Origin of the sequence: Methanocalculus chunghsingensis, assembly GCF_018132105.1 — an archaeon.
In the GTDB taxonomy this organism is placed as follows: Archaea; Halobacteriota; Methanomicrobia; order Methanomicrobiales; family Methanocorpusculaceae; genus Methanocalculus; species Methanocalculus chunghsingensis.
On the sequence record NZ_JWHL01000004.1, the window covers coordinates 18,193 to 35,272 of the forward strand.

Genomic DNA, 17,080 nt, shown 5'->3' on the forward strand with positions numbered 1-17,080 from the left:
TTTATCGCATCCCTATCTGTTTGTGGAGTTGAAGCTGGAGACGGATCTCATGGTTCCATCCGATGATCTCTTCAGCGATCGCATGGTAGTCTGCGCCATGAACCGGGGAGATGATCACCTCTCCGGCGATCGGATGCTCCCTGAGTATTTTCGCGGCATAGTCGAGATCCTGTTGATCTGCGACGACGAACTTGACGGTATCAACCGGGCGGATCAGGGGAAGGAGGGAGGTGTCACTCTCCTCCCCTGACGACGGGCATTTGATATCCATACAGACCGCCGCCCAGGGGAGCACCGGACCAAAGGGCACCGTTCCATTCGTCTCGATATCGACTTTGTACCCCTCGCCTGCAAGAACCCGGAGGAGGGGGAGGAGTTCATCTGCCTGGAGGAGCGGCTCGCCGCCGGTGATGCAGATCCGCCGGACTCCCAGTGACCGTATCTCATCAAGGATCGCATCTGCTGAGCGCTCCCTCCCGCCCGCGGCATCCTGCGTATCCGGGGTATCGCACCACCGGCAGGTGAGGTTGCATCCGGCAAGGCGGAGGAAGGTGCAGCGTTTCCCCTGCTCCCTCCCCTCCCCCTGAAAACTGACGAAGATCTCAGAGACCCTCACCGGGAGACCTCGGCGTAGCAGGTTGCACCTTCCCATACCCGGACAGTGGTTATCCTGCAGTCAAGGCCCATCATCCGGCATGCCTCGTCTATCTGATCGGCAATCAGGACGCAAAGGAGCTCGCTCGTCGGATCGCCCTCGGTGACCACGACATCCTGAAACTCAGAGAGGCACCCGACCATCGGGTCGTCTGCATTGAGGATGACCTGATGGTCGTAGATCTCAACAAGTTTTTTTATGCAATTGTAATCAATGAGGATCTGCGTCCGTGGATCCACAGTCCCCTCGAGCCAGACCTCGGTGCGCCATCGGTGTCCATGCAATCGGGCGCATTTCCCGTCGTAATGAAGCAGACGGTGGCTTGCATCGAAGTAGACCTCTTTGTAGATGCGGGTGGACATGTGGTTATCAGTTGGCGGAGAGGATGTATAAGGTTATTATCGAAGACCACTCATGAATGTAGGAACGTGTGGTCGGCGGATAGTATATAAAACACCTCCGCGCAATAAGTATTCCAGATTCTGGAACATCCACCGGATCAAAAACCAGCATATCGAGGTATATACATGGGACAGGGAAAATTTGCAGCGAGAAAGCTTCAGCGCGACTCAAAGAAGTTCCGCTGGAGTGATCCAAAATACGCACGCCGTGCGCTTGAACTGAAACTGAAGGCCGATCCGCTGAAAGGAGCGCCACAGGGCCGGGGTATCGTCCTTGAGAAGGTCGGTGTCGAGGCAAAACAGCCAAACTCGGCTATCCGGAAGTGTGTGCGTGTTCAGCTCATCAAGAATGGCCGTCAGGTGACCGCTTTTGCAGTCGGCGACGGTGCGATCAACTTCATCGATGAACACGATGAGGTTACGGTTGAGGGAATCGGCGGTCGTATGGGCCGTTCCATGGGAGATATCCCTGGTGTCCGGTTCGTCGTCACCGCAGTGAACAACGTCTCACTCCATGAACTTGTTATGGGACGGAAGGAGAAGGCGCGCAGGTGATCATGGTGACAGAAGAAGTCATGGTACAGGAAGAAGAGCAGCAGGTTGTCGGAAACTCCATCCTCCTCTTCAACAAGTGGGATCCATCAGAAGTCGTCATTAAGGACCCGGGCCTTGAGCGGTATGTCACCATCACCTCAACGGCAGTTCCGCACTCCTGCGGCCGGCTCACCCAGCAGCAGTTCACCAAGTCCTCGATGGCAATCGTCGAGCGGCTTATCAACCGGCTGATGCAGGTGGAGCACAACTCAGGCAAGAAGCAGCTCTGCACGCGGACCGTTATGGAAGCCTTCGATATCATCAACCAGAAGACGAAACAGAACCCGATTCAGGTTCTCGTCGATGCAATCGGCAACACCGGACCCCGTGAGGAGACGGTCAGGCTGAAGTATGGTGGTATCAATGTGCCAAAGTCGGTCGATACCGCCCCGATTCGCAGGGTAAATACTGCTCTGAAGTATATCGCAACCGGCGTCTGGAGAGGCTCGCACAAGACCAAGCGGTCTGCATCGCAGGTTCTTGCCGACGAGCTTATCGCAGCGGCAAAGGGCGATTCAAAGTGCTTCTCTGTCGGAAAGAAAGAAGAGGTTGAGCGGATCGCAAAGTCCGCCCGCTAATCCATATCTTTTTTGGTGATCTATGTCACGCGGCAAAAAGATGGTAGAGAAAGTTTCGGAACTGATGGACAAACCAGAGTTCATCCGAAACATCGGTATTGTTGCACATATTGACCACGGAAAGACGACCTTCTCCGACAACCTCCTCTCAGGGGCAGGGATGATCTCAGAGGAGCTCTCCGGTAAACAGCTCTTCATGGATTCCGATGCAGAGGAGCAGGCACGTGGAATCACCATCGATGCATCGAACGTCTCGATGGTGCATGAATACAATGGCAAAGAGTATCTGATCAACATGATCGATACGCCAGGCCACGTCGACTTCGGTGGGGATGTCACCCGTGCAATGCGTGCGGTTGATGGTGCCATCGTTCTTGTCGATGCGGTTGAAGGGCCGATGCCCCAGACCGAGACTGTTCTTCGCCAGGCCCTCAAGGAGGGTGTCCGCCCGATCCTCTTCATCAACAAGGTTGACCGTCTCATCAATGAGCTGAAGGTTGATCCGCAGGAGATGATGATTCGCCTCGGAAAAGTCATCGATAAGGTGAACAAGCTCATCAAAGGGATGAACGAGAAGATGTACAGTGAGGGTGGCTGGAAACTGGATGCCACAAACGGCACCGTCGCCTTTGGGTCTGCTCTCTACAACTGGGCTGTCTCGATCCCGTACATGCAGAAGAGCGGTATCTCCTTCAAGGAAGTCATCGACAAGTGCAATGCCGGTGATATGAAGGGTCTTGCCAAGTCAAGTCCGCTCCATGAAGTGATTCTTGATATCGTCGTCAAGCATCTTCCAAATCCGGTCGATGCCCAGAAGCGGCGTATCCCGATCATCTGGCATGGTGACAAGGAATCTCCTGAAGGAAAGGCGATGCTCAACTGTGATCACAAGGGTGCGGTCACGATGATGGTCACCGATATCTCCTTTGATCCCCATGCAGGTGAGGTTGCAACAGGTCGTCTCTTCTCAGGAAAGATAAGCCGTGGGATGGAACTGTATGTTGTCGGGACTGCCGGAAAGCCCAACCGTCTCCAGCAGGTCGGTATCTTCATGGGTCCGACCCGTGTTGAGGTGGAGCAGATCGTCGGTGGTAATATCGCCGCAGTCACCGGTCTCAAAGATGCCTTCGTCGGTTCAACCGTCACCTCTAACCAGGATATCGCACCGTTTGAGTCGCTGAAGCACTACTCCGAACCTGTCATGACCGTCGCTGTCGAGGCGAAGAACATGAAGGATCTCCCCAAACTCGTCGAGGTTCTCCGGCAGGTTGCGAAAGAGGATCCAACGATCCGCATCACCATCAATGAAGAGACCGGTGAACACTTAATCGCCGGAATGGGAGAGCTTCACCTTGAGGTCATCACCGGCCGTATCCGCCGTGACAAGAACGTCGATATCGTCACCTCCGAGCCGATCGTCGTCTACAGGGAGACGGTCACGAAGAAGGCAGGTCCTGTCGAAGGGAAGTCGCCCAACCGTCACAACAGGTTCTACATCGAACTTGAGCCCCTCGATGAGGTTATCGTCGATGCGATCAAGACCGGTACCGTCTCGATGAACATGAATGCCATCGAACGCCGTGATGCTCTTGTTGCTCTTGGCATGGAGAAGGATGAGGCGAAGAGCGTCAAGGACATGTACAACTCGAACATCTTCATCGATATGACGAAGGGTGTCCAGTACCTGAACGAGACGATGGAGCTGATCCTTGATGGTCTCCATGAGGCACTTGATGGTGGCCCGCTCGCAGATGAGCAGGTTCAGAACGTCAAGATCCGTCTGATGGATGTCAAACTCCACGAGGATGCCATCCACCGTGGTCCCGCCCAGGTTATCCCGGCGGTCAGGGCAGCTGTGAAGGCCGGTATCCTGATGGCGAATGACCAGCTCCTCGAGCCGGCCCAGAAGATCCAGATCACGGTCCCTCAGGATCAGATGGGCGCAGCCATCTCCCAGATCCAGGGACGCCGTGGCCAGCTCACCACCACCGACTCCGAAGGCGACCAGATCGTCGTCAACGGTGTGGCACCGGTTGCAGAACTCTTCGGGTTCGCAGGCGACCTCAGGTCAGCAACCGAGGGCCGGGCAATGTGGAGTACCGAGTTCTCCGGGTTCCAGCTGGTTCCCGCATCCCTCGTCAATGACGTCGTCATCGGTATCCGGAGGCGGAAGGGACTGAAGGAACAGATCCCAACGCCAAACGATTACCTCGCATAAGGCCAGATCACGATCTAACAGGCAGGAAGCCCACGACTTCAGTCGTGGGGGGAATGCCGTTAAATCTAAATATTCAATAGTCGATGCTAATGTGTGCAAGGTACTTCCTCTAGGGAGACAACGGTTATCATGCACATATCTACGGGCTGTCTATCAACCAGCCTATCGCACTCCGCTCTGATACAACCCGGATCAGAGAGATGGAAGGGCAAACCAACGACTTTAGTCGTTGGTAGTTGATCTCCACCCTGTCCTTTTTCTTTTTCGTGGCTACCTGCCTGATGAGCAGGGCGATCCCGAGTCTTTATCAGTGTACAGGATGATCATCTGGTATGGGTATCAAGGTGCTTGCATTTGCCGGCTCGCCACGGCGGCATGGTAATTCAGAGACACTTCTCGACTGGGTCCTCGATGCGATGCGGAAGGAGCCTGATGTCGAGGTGGAGAAGTATCCCCTGACCGAGATCAACATTGCCCCCTGTAAAGGATGTAACGCCTGCGAGAAGCTCAATACCTGTGTCCAGAAGGATGATCTCGTCTGGGTGGAGCAGAAGATCATCGATGCCGATATCATCATCCTCTCCTCCCCGATCTTCTGTATGGGGATTGCGGCACAGCCAAAAGCCCTCATCGACCGGGCACAGGTCTTCAGATCACGGAAGTATGTCCTGAAGCTCCCGATTGTTCCCCCTGAACGGAAAGGAAAGCGGATCGGGATCTTCCTTGCGACCGCCGGCCAGGACTGGGAGTATGTCTTCGATGCTGCGATACCATCGGTGAAATGCCTCTTCAATGTCATCGATGTGAAGAATAAGGATATCCGGTACCTGATGGTTAATAATGTCGATGAGAAGGGGGCAATCCTTGAGCATCCGAGCGCTGGGAAGGATGCGGCTGCCCTTGCAGATGAAGTGATCACGACGATGCGGGAGATGAAAAGGGAATGAAGGCACTTGGGATTTCGGGCTCTCCCCGGCGGGGTGGCAACACCGAGACACTCCTTGACGCCTTCCTTGAGGGTGTACGTGAGGGGGGAGCGGATATTGAGAAGATCGTCCTCCGCGATCTCGAATTTTCATCATGCAAAGGCTGCAATGCCTGCCATAAGACCGGTGTCTGTGTGCTGAAGGATGATCTGACAGAAATTTTTGAGGAGATCCTCTCTGTTGATATCCTCGCCCTTGCCTCCCCGATCTACTCGATGAGTGTGACGGCGGAGATGAAGGCGCTCATAGACCGGGGGCAGGTCTTCTGGGCGAGGAAGTTCATCCTGAAGGATCTCTACTTCGATTATGATCATATCAGCAGGCATAAGGGCTTCTTCGTCTCGACCGCGGGCCAGAACTGGGATCATGTCTTTTCTGCCGCCTATCCGGTGATGACGGCCTTCTTCAACGATATCGGGTTTGAGTACCGGGATAATATCATCGCAAACAATATGGACGAATATAAGGGGATCAAAGGTCACCCGACGGCCCTTGCGGATGCACGGAAGGCAGGGGCATCGGTCGTAACAGAGCTTGCGAAGCTCTCCTGACCGATCCCTGTGATCCTGAGCGGAGGTATTACTTTCTGATACATCCATATTCTGGTATGAGTGAAATACTGGTCACCACGACCGATGAGATACCAGGATATGACCTCGAGGTAATCGGGGTTGTCTTTGGCAATACCGTTCGTGCAAAACATATCGGAAAGGACATCTTTGCAGGCTTAAAGAGCCTCATCGGCGGCGAGATCGGGGCCTATACCGAGATGCTCTCAGAAGCCAGGGCCGAGGCTCTCTCCCGGATGGTTGCGGAAGCCCGAAGAGTCGGGGCCGATGCTGTTGTCGCATCCAGGTTCACGACCGCCGAGACGATGCCGGGTGCGGCAGAGATCGTGGCGTTTGGGACTGCGGTAAAGATGAAGAAGAAGTAGGAGGATCCGGGAGATGAAGCGGGAACACTCCCGCTGTATCGTTATGGAGGATTTGGGTATGCAGCATGACCCCTGAAGAAGTATACAATCTTATCGCACCTGGCGAGGATAGTCACCGCCAGTTTAAACAGGATATTACAAATGCCGACTCCCTGGCAGCAGAGATGGCGGCATTTGCCAATGCTGAGGGGGGAATCATCGTGATCGGTGTTGCCGATGATGGATCGGTACCCGGTATCTCCCGTGTGGATGTTACCCGGATCAACCAATTAATCAGTAATTCTGCCTCCCAGCATGTGCGGAGCCCGCTGACTGTTCAGACAGAGAATGTCTGGTTAGGCGAGGATCGGATCGTTATCGTCCTTACTGTTCCCAAAGGGATAGATAAACCGTACTTCGATAAGAACGGGGTCATATGGCTGAAGACCGGATCTGATAAGCGCCGGGTTAATTCACGAGAGGAGTTGTGCCGCCTCTTTCAGAGCGCCAACCAGTTTCATGCAGATGAGCTGCCGACGAAGGCAGGTATTGATCACCTTGATAAGCTCCGTCTTCGCCCCTTTCTGCAGCGTGTCTATGATCTCCCGTATCCGGAGACGGATGATGACCTGGTACGGCTGCTCCAGAACATGAATCTGGCTACAGAGGACGGTATGCTGAATCTTGCCGGTCTTCTGCTCTTTGCGGAACGGCCGGAGTGGATCAAACCGCAATTCATTGTAAAAGCAATCCGGTATCCCGGGGAAACCTTTCATGAAAGTTCCTTTTATGATTCAGAGGATTTTGCGGGACCTCTTCCGGAGATCTTCCAAGGGGCACTCCTCTTCATCATGCGTAGCCTCCACAAAATTCAGGCCGGCCAGAGTGTGAACGCACCCGGGATGCCGGAGATTCCGCAGGTTGTCTTTGAGGAACTGCTGGTAAACGCTCTCGTTCACCGGGATTACCTGATCAATGCGCCGATACGCCTCTTCGTCTTTGATAATCGGATTGAGATCATCAGCCCAGGCAATCTGCCAAACAATCTGACTGTTCCAAAAATCCGGTCAGGGAACTCTGTCATGAGAAACCCAATTCTTGTATCATTCGTTGCTAAGGGGCTGCTTCCCTATCGGGGGCTTGGTTCAGGGATCAAGCGTGCCCTGCAGGAATGGCCGGATATTGATTTTCTGGATGACAGAGAGAGCGGCCTCTTCATTGTGACGGTTCATCGGAAGAAGATCTTTTAAAAAGAGGTGGTCCGGAGGAGGGTGGTACGCCCTAACATCCCGTTATTTTTTGATTCAGAGGTACACCATCGCCCCGATCAGCAGCGCAAACGACAGGCCGATCAGGAGCAGGAAGACGCCTTTGTTCCATGCAAGGACCTTCTTCCCATCGAGCGGCCCGACGGGGAGCATATTGAAGGCGGCGAGCATCCCGTTGATCTTGACCCCGATGGCACCGACGAGGGCGATGAATGGGGAGAGGCCAAATGCGATGCTTGCAAGGGCGATGATCCCAAATGGTATGGCGAGGAGGAGGTTCGTGACCGGACCGGCCGCCGAGATGACACCATTCTCCTTCCTTGAGAGGCCTGAGCCGTAGATCATCGTTGCACCGGGTGCTGCAAAGACGACGCCGACGAGAGCGGCGAGGGCGACGGCAACAAGGAGCATCTGGTTGTCTTTCCGAAACTCTGCCCAGTGACCATAGTGGATGGCAGTGAACTTATGGGCCAGTTCATGGAGGACGAAGCCGACCCCGACGGTGACCATCGAGAGGAGGATGAGGAGTGCCGCTGTTCCGAGGTCCACCCCACCACCTGAGATGCCTCCGACGAGTGCGATGGAGAAGGCGATCGCGAGGGCAAACCAGGCGATGCCGAGGTCTTTTCGCTCGCGGATGGAGATACGATTAAGCATTAAGAAATATTGGTTTCGCAGAAGATAGGGTTTCTCATCCGGGATCATGCCTGCCATGCTCATCTTCATCGGATGAAAGCCCGGACCGAGGAGAAAGAAGGGGAGGGATACGGGATCTCCGATCTACAGGTGAACTACCCCCCGCTTGCGCAAGGGGACTTCTCGCCTGCGGAGTTAAATAATTTCCGGGCTGATGATACATGAATGAAGCCCATACACCCAGGACGATTCACGGGAAAACTCATCTTCACCCTCTCTCTTCTCCTGATACTCTTCGCACTTGTGGGATCAGCGGGATGCCTTGGTGGCGAACAGCCACAAATCCTGGCAAATCAGACCGAAGAGCCGATAAAAGCTGATTATGCTCCCGGGGAGATCCCCCTCCTCTATGCAGAGGCAGAGGGGGAGGCACGATCCGGATTCGATGCAATAGCCGGGATACCGGAAGAAGAGCGGACATTTGAGAATACGTTCCTTGCATTTGACACCATCATCACCGATTATACGGATGCCGTCTACCCCATGCTGTTGATGGGGTATGTCCATCCAGATGCAACCGTCCGGGAGGAGGGGATGGCCACGGATGAAGCCCAGTCGGTATTCACAACAGAGACCTATGCCCGGCGGGATCTCTATGATGCTCTGGCAGATCAGGTACCACGGACAGCCGGGGAGAGGCGCCTGCGGGATGTTATTGTAAAAAGATTTGAGAAACAGGGGCTCCACCTTGACGAGGAACAGCTTGAGCGGGTCATCGGGATGAAGAACCGGATTGCTGCACTCGAGGCAGAATACAACGCAAACCTCAACAATGATGACACAACCCTTCTCTTCTCTGAAGACGAACTCCGCGGCCTCCCTCCATCTGCACTCGCGGGTTTTGCCCGGACAGAAACGGGAGACTACATCGTCACGACAACCTATCCCGATTATATCGCAGTCATGAGGTATGCTGATGAGAGTGAGACACGCAGGAGGATGCTTGTTGCGGACCATACCATACAGGGAGACAAGAACATCCCGCTCCTTGAAGAGGCGATCCAGCTTCGCCAGAAGGTTGCCCATGAACTCGGCTATGACACCTGGGCAGACTATCAGATCGACGGGCGGATGGCAGGGGATGCGGATTCGGTGATGGTATTCTTAAATGATCTCAGGGAACCCCTCCGGGAGAAGAGAGAGGCTGAATCTGCCATTCTTCTTGCCATCAAACAGCGGAGTGATCCCGGTGCCGAATCACTCGATCCATGGGATAGTACCTACCTCACCGAGATCCATAAAACCGAGGAGTACGGGTACAGCAATGATGAGGTGAAAGAGTACTTTCCCCTAGACCGGGTGCTTGATGGGATGTTTGGGATCTGGGAATCCCTCTATGGGATAACAATTGAGGAAGTCGATAATCCAGTAGTATGGCATCCCGATGTCCGGCTCTTCCGCATCAGCGATGAGGCGGATGGAACGCCAATCGGCCACCTCTATCTTGATCTCTATCCACGTGAAGGAAAATACAATCATTTCATCATATTTGGGCTTGCAGGCGGGCGGATGACTGAAGACGGGTATGCAGAACCATCTGCGGCGATCATCGGAAACTTCAACCCCCCGCAGGAGGGGAAGCCTGCCCTGTTAACAACAGATGAAATCTGGATAGTATTCCACGAGATGGGGCATGCCACCCATACCCTTCTCACCCGTGCACCATATGGCACACTCTCAGGATTCAATGTCGAGTGGGACTTTGCAGAAACCCCGTCCCAGGCATTTGAAGAGTGGATATTCGATCCCGTCATCCTGGAATCGATCTCCGGCCATTACACAGATCCGGAACAGAAGATCCCATCGGATCTTCGGGACCGGGTCATCGCCTCGCAGGATTTTGGGAAAGGGTATTCTTACTCCTCATCACTCCTCGGTTCCCTCCAGGATATGATCTATCACTCAACAGAGGGGCCTGTTGACACCGTCCGGATCTACAGGGAGCTGCATGAAGAGCTGCGAGGCATACCTGCAATAGAGGGGACACAACAGCCGGCCAGCTTCTCCCACCTGATGGGCGGATACGATGCCGGGTACTACGGGTACCTCTGGTCAAAAGTCTATGCGATGAACATCGTCGACCGCTTCGAGGAGGATGGCATGACCAACCGGACAACCGGGATGGCATACCGGAGAACCGTCCTTGGGCAGGGCAATATGGCAGATGGTATGGTACTCCTGACTGACTTTCTTGGGGAGGAGCCGGGGATCGAGCCGTTGTACAGGTTTCTTGGGATACATACAGAAACGAAATGATTCGGAAAGGTGAATACTCCCTGCATCTATATTTTATAGTGGTTAATTTTATTATTTAAAAAATTTTTATATCTGCTATATATTTTTATTTGACACGTGGTTATATTAACTATATTGTACAAGTATCTGCAAAAGAGAGATCTGCTACTCGTGTGAATGCACTCACGATCCGTACTTATGTATTCATTTTAAGGTGTTCTTATGGCTGGAATGAAAAATCTCATGAATTTATTTTTAGTAGTTCTCTTCTGCACCTGTATCGCTGCTGGTGTACAGGCAACGGAAGAGTACCTTTTTGTTACACAATGGGGGTCTTATGGCTCTGATGATGGACAGTTCATCAGGCCGGAAGGGATTGCCATTGACGGGGAAGGCAACATCTATGTCGCAGACTCCGGCAATAACCGGATACAGAAATTTGACAATGATGGTTCATTCGTTACAAAATGGGGCCTTTTAGGGAGCGGCTTACGGGAATTTAACAATCCCAAAGGTGTCGCTGTGGATGATGAAGGTACTATCTTCGTCGTTGATGAGATGAATCATCGCATTCAGCGGTTTGATTCAGACGGAAATGCCATCACCAACTGGGGATTGCAAGGATCTGGTCCAGGTCAGTTTGAACGCCCGGGGGGAATTGCGGTTGATGCATCAGGCAACGTCTATGTCGCAGATACTCACAACCACCGGATCCAGACATTTGATTCGGTCGGCACCTTCATTGCGACCTGGGGGTCACAGGGATCAGGGGCCGGGGAGTTCAGATTCCCCCTACCGATTACTGTCAGCAGAGATGGCTTCGTCTATGTGGGGGACGAGAACTACCGGATCCAGAAGTTCCACCTCAATGGCTCCTTCATCGCAGCCTGGGGATCAGAAGGGATGGGCAATGGACAATTCACCTATCCCCCAAGTGGCGCAGCAGTGGATGATGAAGGCAATCTCTTCGTCGCGGAAGGTCAGTATTATACCGGGAGCGGGCTCTTATACCGGGTTCAGAAGTTCGATGCCAATGGCACGTATATCGCCAAATGGGGATACCGGGGTACAGGAGAGGGAGAGTTTCAGTATCCACGAGGAGTAGCTGTTGATCAGAACGGGAATGTCTTTGTGGCAGATGGTGAGGCACAACGCGATATTCACCGTATCCAGAAGTTCTCCCGGTCTCCTGTCGCAGACTTCACCGGAGAACCACGGGAAGGAGATCTTCCGGTTCTTGTCAACTTTACGGATCTCTCCAGAGGTGCTCCGACATCCTGGTCATGGGACTTTGGCGATGGAAACATATCAGAAGAGCAGCACCCCTCACATACGTATACGCTCCCCGGCATCTACAACGTCTCATTGGTTGTCGGGAATACCTTTGGGAGCACGACTGCAGTAGAAGAGTATTACATAACTGTCCGTGACTGGGTCAAAGCAGACTTCACGATGAATACGACAACGGGTACTGCCCCTCTGACCGTGCTGTTCTCCGACACGTCCACAGGGGGTCTTGCACCACCGGATGAATGGCTATGGCTTTTTTATCGCATAATCGATGGGTTTCCGGAGATAGATCCATTCTATAATACAACTGACCAAAATCCGGCTTATACCTTTTCAGAACCGGGAGAGTATCTGGTGGTGCTCCTCCCCTCCCGTGGAGATCTATCTGATCTAAAAGCCGGTGATCAGATCACGGTAATCCCGGCACTTCCTGTTGCCAGTTTCACCGGACATCCCACTATCGGGTCTGCTCCGCTCACTGTCCGGTTCAATGACACATCAACCGGAGAGCCGACATCATGGTACTGGGATTTTGGTGACGGTAATAGTTCAACACTGCAACATCCGGTGAAGATCTACGATACACCCGGTATATACACCATATCTCTCAATGCAACAAATGATGGTGGGACCAACACCACCACACAACAGGATTACATCAATGTTACTGCATATCCGGTACCTCCCGTTGCCGATTTAATCGGAGTTCCAACGAAAGGGAGATCTCCACTCACCGTGGAGTTTACCGATCTCTCGACCGGAGGACCAACGGAATGGCTCTGGCATTTCGGGGATGGCACAACCTCGACGAATCAGCATCCGGTGAAGACATACAGCACAGCCGGCTCATACACAGTAGCACTCGATGTGGCGAATGTCGATGGGAACAGCAGTGTTACAAAGGCACAGTATATCACCGTCACCGAAACACCGGTATCTCCACCGGTCGCGAACTTCACCGGAACACCCACCAATGGGACCGCCCCTCTTGCGGTTCAGTTCACCGATCTCTCAACCGGCAACCCGGCCTCCTGGCTCTGGGAATTTGGGGATGGGACGAATACGACCGATCAGAACCCTCAGAAAGTCTTTGAGATACCCGGTATCTATTCCATATCACTTACCGCGGTAAATGAGGCCGGGAGTACCACTATGACACGTGACGAGTATATCACCGTCACCGAAGCACCGGTATCTCCACCGGTCGCGAACTTCACCGGAACACCCACCACCGGTTCTGCACCTCTTGCGGTTCAGTTCACCGATCTCTCAACCGGCAACCCGGCCTCCTGGCTCTGGGAGTTTGGGGATGGAACAGATTCAACTGAACAAAACCCGGAGAAGATCTACACAGCACCAGGACTCCACACGGTATCCCTGAGTGTCTCAAATGCAGAGGGGAGCAGTTCGATCACGAGAGATCAGTTTATCACCGTCACCGAAACTCCACTGCCGCTTGCGGCAAACTTCACCGGCACACCAACACTTGGTATTAAACAGCTTACGGTGCATTTTACTGACCTTTCAACCGGATCCCCGACTGGATGGCTCTGGGAGTTTGGGGATGGCACCACCTCCACAGTACAACATCCTGAAAAGACCTATACGACCGTCGGTACCTACACCGTCTCACTGCATATAGCGAATGCGGAAGAAAACAGCAGTCGTACCAGAGAGAATTATATCACTGTCATCGGCGTTCCGATCCCCGGGAACTATACATTTATGACAGAATGGGGATCACGCGGATCAGCTGACGGACAGTTTGTCTATCCGGAAGGAATGGCTTTCGATCAGAATGGGAATCTCTCGGTCGTCGACCAGGGAAATTATCGTATCCAGACCTTCAGTACTGATGGCTCCTTCATCGGCAGATGGGGGCGCTCGGGATCCGGAGAGGGCGAGTTTGAACTGCCACGGGATATTTGTACGGATCCAGACGGTAATTATTATGTGACCGACAGCTGGACCGGACTCGTCCAGAAATTTGACAGCACCGGCTCATTCATCTCGGAATGGGGGTCATACGGCTTTGGCGAGGGACAGTTTAGTTCCCTTTATGGTATTGCAGCTGATTCTGATGGCAATATCTATGTAACCGATCGCGATCGTGTCCAGAAGTTTGCCAGAAATGGGACATTCCTCCTTGAATGGGGAACAAGCGGCAGTGGGGATGGGCAGTTCAACTCGGCAATGGGCATCACCGTGGATTCGGATGATTATCTCTATGTCGTTGACTGGGGCAATCACCGGATCCAGAAGTTTGAATCCGATGGCAGGTTCGTATCTGCATGGGGGGTCCATGGATCCGGGGACGGAGAATTTGCTATGCCACGGGGGATCGATGCTGATGCTGCCGGACATATCTATGTGGCAGATACTCAGAACCACCGTATCCAGGTTTTTGACAGCAACGGAACGTATCTGACCCTGATCGGATCCTATGGAGCTGCAGAAGGTCAGTTCAATGAGCCTTATGATGTCCTGGTTGACAGATTTGGGAATATCATTGTATCAGATGCACGAAACCACAGGATACAGGTCTTTTCGCCGGTAATTGAGGGGATGCCGATCGCTGATTTTACCGCAACCCCAACATCCGGTGAGACGCCACTCTCTGTCCGTTTCACTGATGAATCAACCGGGGATATCACCACATGGCAATGGACATTCGGCGATGGAACGACATCAACCGACCAGAACCCGACGAAGATATACACGATCCCCGGGACCTATACCGTCTCCCTGACCGTCTCAAATGCCATTGGCAGTGACACCAAAGAAAAAATTCAGTATATCAATGCAACCCCGCCCCCTGAGCACTACACTTACGTCAACCAGTGGGGATCGTTTGGAGATGGAAGATTCCTGTACCCGGGAGGAACCGCTGTTGATCCAGCCGGCAATATATACGTTGTCGATGCAGGAAACAACCGCATCCAGAAATTCGATAGCAATGGCACCTTCCTCACTTCATGGAAAGGAGGTGGAGGTACATGGGATGATGGACTGCTGCTCGGAGGCGCAGAAATTGCAATTGATGCCGATGGTTTCGTCTATCTCTCCCAGGGCACTCGTATCCGGAAGTATGATGGAGAGGGTACCTTCATCTCAGAATGGGGGTCATATGGTTCCGGTGAAGGCCAGTTCCAGGATGCCAGGGGTATCGCCCTTGACAGCAACGGCACTATCTATGTGGCAGACTATTTTGTCAACCGTATCCAGACATTCACCCCCAATGGCACATTCATAACGCAATATCAATTCTCCCAGGGATCAGGTGACGGGGAATTTGGATTGGGGCCTGTTGGGATATCCATTGATGATGACGGTGCGATGTACATTACTGACATATTGAATAACCGGGTCCAGAAATTTGATCAGAATGGTGCATTCCTTGCACAATGGGGGTCCCATGGCTCTGATGACGGACAGTTCAGGAGTCCTTCCGGTATCCTGGTCGATGGAGCAGGGGGTGTGTACGTTGTCGATTCCTGGAACAACCGCATCCAGAAATTTACTAATGATGGAGCGTTTATCCGAAGCTGGGGAAAGAGAGGTGATGGGGATGCTGAGTTTGAGGTTCCACACGATATTGCCATCGACAGCAGTGGCAGTATCTATGTAACCGACTATTATAATAATCGCATCCAGAAATTTGATAGTAATGCTACATTTATTACCACATGGGGAGCTGAGTCTCCGGGCGACGGAGCATTCTATCATCCTGAGGGGATGACGGTGGATAATGCCGGGAACATATATGTCGTTGATACCTGGAATAGCCGTATCCAGGTATTCGATAAAACAGGGACCTTCATCAGAGGATTTGGTGAAGAGGGATCCCCCACACTCCCGGGAGCTGAGTTTGTTGATGAGGCAGAGGGTAAATTCAAATGGCCAAAAGGTGTTGCGGTCGACTCAGATGGATTCATCTATGTCGCAGATACAGGTAACAGCCGTATCCAGAAATTTGATGCCAATGGTACCTACATCACCAAATGGGGGGGCTGGCCAATCGGCTCAGGTGATGGCCAGTTCGATCATCCACAGGATATCGCTGTCGATGCAGATGGATTTGTCTATGTTGCAGATACCAATAATAACCGCATCCAGAAATTTGATGCCAATGGCACCTTCATCACCAGATGGACATCACCAAATCCTTATGGGATCGCCCTTGATCCATCTGGCATTATTTATGTCGCCAGTGGCGGCAGTATACGGACGTTCGATTCGAATGGTACTTTTATCACACAATGGGGATCAACCAATTGCCTGAGAGTTGCAACCGATCCGGAAGGGAATGTATACGTAACTGATACATTCAATAATCAGATCCGAAAGTTCACGCCCAACGGAGTCTTCATCACCACCTGGGGTACATTTGGTGATAAGAATGGTGAATTTAATGTGCCGGGTGGCATTGCAGCCGATGCCGACGGGACAGTCTTCGTCACAGACATATACAATAACAGGATCCAGGCATTCTCACCATTCAGCCCGGTACCTGCCCCTGTCGCTGGCTTCACTGCAAATATCACAAACGGGTATGCCCCGCTTGTTGTTCAGTTCAATGATACCTCCTCTGGAGATCCGGCCTCCTGGCTCTGGCATTTCGGTGATGGGAACACCTCCACCTCACAAAACCCGGTCCATACCTACCTCATCCCCGGCACCTATACGGTACACCTGACCGTTACCAATGCTGGTGGGAGTGACACGACGACAAAAACGGATTATATACTGATACACCTCCGTGCCGACTTCAACCTGAATAACAGGATTGATATCGGGGATGTCTCAAAAGTCTCCTGGATGGCAGCAGATCTTGTGGAAGAGGATCTGGAGGCAGACTTTGACGGGGACGGATCTGTCACCGGAGCCGATGCCGCCCGGATTGCATACTTCTATGTCGGGAAGATCCCGGCACTCTGATTTTTCACCAGCACACCGGGTGGCAGGCCTTCATTTACCATCGCCGCTCCTGAGATTCCTTACCATTCCTGTACGATTTCAGAGGCTTGGAGTGACCCAGAGGATCGTCGTCATCGGATTTGCGGATATACTCTGCAAGGCCGAAATCCTCAGTAACGGCCTCAATCTCTTCGATTATTGAGATATCCATCATCATACCGACGGGTTTCTGATCATCTGACATGATATACCGGGGTTCTATCTCAGGTATGTGACCCGGACCTCATGAAGCATCTATCCTGCAACAATATCTCTCCATCATATCCAAG

The 17,080-nt window shown here is 52.7% G+C and carries 14 protein-coding genes; 10 read left to right on the plus strand and 4 right to left on the minus strand.

The features are described 5' to 3' along the window. Position 1: 1 nt before the first annotated feature. Both RJ53_RS04080 and RJ53_RS04085 read right to left on the minus strand, forming a co-directional pair. Positions 2–616 (minus strand): 7-carboxy-7-deazaguanine synthase QueE, encoded by a 615-nt coding sequence (locus tag RJ53_RS04080; RefSeq protein WP_211530354.1) that lies wholly within the window; start codon positions 614–616, stop codon positions 2–4. After that, complete coding sequence (locus RJ53_RS04085; protein WP_211530355.1) at positions 613–1,017, minus strand: 6-carboxytetrahydropterin synthase; 405 nt, start codon at positions 1,015–1,017, stop codon at positions 613–615. The genes RJ53_RS04080 and RJ53_RS04085 overlap by 4 nt, the downstream gene beginning before the upstream one ends. Before the next feature lie 165 nt (positions 1,018–1,182). On the opposite strand from RJ53_RS04085, the gene RJ53_RS04090 reads away from it, so the two are divergent. The 7 genes from RJ53_RS04090 (at position 1,183) to RJ53_RS04120 (ending at position 7,595) form a co-directional block, all read left to right on the plus strand. Further along, positions 1,183–1,611 carry a 30S ribosomal protein S12 gene (locus RJ53_RS04090; protein WP_211530356.1) on the plus strand — a complete coding sequence of 143 codons (429 nt, stop codon included), beginning with the start codon at positions 1,183–1,185 and terminating at the stop codon, positions 1,609–1,611. A gap of 2 nt (positions 1,612–1,613) precedes the next feature. Next, positions 1,614–2,228 (plus strand): 30S ribosomal protein S7, encoded by a 615-nt coding sequence (locus tag RJ53_RS04095; protein ID WP_246495981.1) that lies wholly within the window; start codon positions 1,614–1,616, stop codon positions 2,226–2,228. 22 nt (positions 2,229–2,250) lie between these two features. After that, positions 2,251–4,446 carry an elongation factor EF-2 gene (locus RJ53_RS04100; protein WP_211530357.1) on the plus strand — a complete coding sequence of 732 codons (2,196 nt, stop codon included), beginning with the start codon at positions 2,251–2,253 and terminating at the stop codon, positions 4,444–4,446. A gap of 332 nt (positions 4,447–4,778) precedes the next feature. Next, a complete protein-coding gene (locus RJ53_RS04105; protein WP_211530358.1) occupies positions 4,779–5,393 on the plus strand; it encodes a flavodoxin family protein in 615 nt (204 codons plus the stop codon). Next, on the plus strand, positions 5,390–5,983 hold the full coding sequence (locus RJ53_RS04110) for a flavodoxin family protein (RefSeq protein WP_211530359.1): 594 nt from the start codon (positions 5,390–5,392) through the stop codon (positions 5,981–5,983). Before RJ53_RS04105 ends, RJ53_RS04110 begins: the two co-directional genes overlap by 4 nt. A 56-nt stretch (positions 5,984–6,039) precedes the next feature. Beyond that, on the plus strand, positions 6,040–6,366 hold the full coding sequence (locus tag RJ53_RS04115; RefSeq protein ID WP_246495982.1) for a YbjQ family protein: 327 nt from the start codon (positions 6,040–6,042) through the stop codon (positions 6,364–6,366). 65 nt (positions 6,367–6,431) lie between these two features. After that, on the plus strand, positions 6,432–7,595 hold the full coding sequence (locus RJ53_RS04120; RefSeq protein WP_211530360.1) for an RNA-binding domain-containing protein: 1,164 nt from the start codon (positions 6,432–6,434) through the stop codon (positions 7,593–7,595). Between the two features lie 54 nt (positions 7,596–7,649). Here RJ53_RS04120 and RJ53_RS04125 read toward each other — a convergent pair whose 3' ends face one another. Beyond that, complete coding sequence (locus RJ53_RS04125; protein ID WP_211530361.1) at positions 7,650–8,270, minus strand: zinc metalloprotease; 621 nt, start codon at positions 8,268–8,270, stop codon at positions 7,650–7,652. 9 nt (positions 8,271–8,279) lie between these two features. Between RJ53_RS04125 and RJ53_RS04130 the strand changes: the two genes are divergently transcribed. From RJ53_RS04130 to RJ53_RS11620, 3 genes are all read left to right on the plus strand, one after another. Next, positions 8,280–8,474 (plus strand): hypothetical protein, encoded by a 195-nt coding sequence (locus tag RJ53_RS04130; protein WP_211530362.1) that lies wholly within the window; start codon positions 8,280–8,282, stop codon positions 8,472–8,474. Beyond that, on the plus strand, positions 8,475–10,565 hold the full coding sequence (locus RJ53_RS04135) for a M3 family metallopeptidase (RefSeq protein ID WP_211530363.1): 2,091 nt from the start codon (positions 8,475–8,477) through the stop codon (positions 10,563–10,565). Positions 10,566–10,766: 201 nt separating this feature from the next. Continuing rightward, the gene (locus RJ53_RS11620) at positions 10,767–16,772 is read left to right on the plus strand and encodes a PKD domain-containing protein (RefSeq protein WP_246495983.1); all 6,006 of its coding nucleotides are present in this window, start codon (positions 10,767–10,769) and stop codon (positions 16,770–16,772) included. 34 nt (positions 16,773–16,806) lie between these two features. Here RJ53_RS11620 and RJ53_RS04205 read toward each other — a convergent pair whose 3' ends face one another. Then, entirely contained in the window at positions 16,807–17,022 is a 216-nt protein-coding gene (locus RJ53_RS04205) for a hypothetical protein (RefSeq protein WP_211530479.1), read from the minus strand. Between the last annotated feature and the right edge of the window lie 58 nt (positions 17,023–17,080).

What these genes read in the sequence shown, in the direction of transcription:
- RJ53_RS04085 (WP_211530355.1), bottom strand. Translation starts at nt 1,017, where the DNA reads ATGTCCACCCGCATCTACAAAGAGGTCTACTTCGATGCAAGCCACCGT.
- RJ53_RS04090 (WP_211530356.1), top strand. Translation starts at nt 1,183, where the DNA reads ATGGGACAGGGAAAATTTGCAGCGAGAAAGCTTCAGCGCGACTCAAAG.
- RJ53_RS04095 (WP_246495981.1), top strand. Translation starts at nt 1,614, where the DNA reads ATGGTGACAGAAGAAGTCATGGTACAGGAAGAAGAGCAGCAGGTTGTC.
- RJ53_RS04100 (WP_211530357.1), top strand. Translation starts at nt 2,251, where the DNA reads ATGTCACGCGGCAAAAAGATGGTAGAGAAAGTTTCGGAACTGATGGAC.
- RJ53_RS04105 (WP_211530358.1), top strand. Translation starts at nt 4,779, where the DNA reads ATGGGTATCAAGGTGCTTGCATTTGCCGGCTCGCCACGGCGGCATGGT.
- RJ53_RS04110 (WP_211530359.1), top strand. Translation starts at nt 5,390, where the DNA reads ATGAAGGCACTTGGGATTTCGGGCTCTCCCCGGCGGGGTGGCAACACC.
- RJ53_RS04115 (WP_246495982.1), top strand. Translation starts at nt 6,040, where the DNA reads ATGAGTGAAATACTGGTCACCACGACCGATGAGATACCAGGATATGAC.
- RJ53_RS04120 (WP_211530360.1), top strand. Translation starts at nt 6,432, where the DNA reads ATGACCCCTGAAGAAGTATACAATCTTATCGCACCTGGCGAGGATAGT.
- RJ53_RS04125 (WP_211530361.1), bottom strand. Translation starts at nt 8,270, where the DNA reads ATGCTTAATCGTATCTCCATCCGCGAGCGAAAAGACCTCGGCATCGCC.
- RJ53_RS04135 (WP_211530363.1), top strand. Translation starts at nt 8,475, where the DNA reads ATGAAGCCCATACACCCAGGACGATTCACGGGAAAACTCATCTTCACC.
- RJ53_RS11620 (WP_246495983.1), top strand. Translation starts at nt 10,767, where the DNA reads ATGGCTGGAATGAAAAATCTCATGAATTTATTTTTAGTAGTTCTCTTC.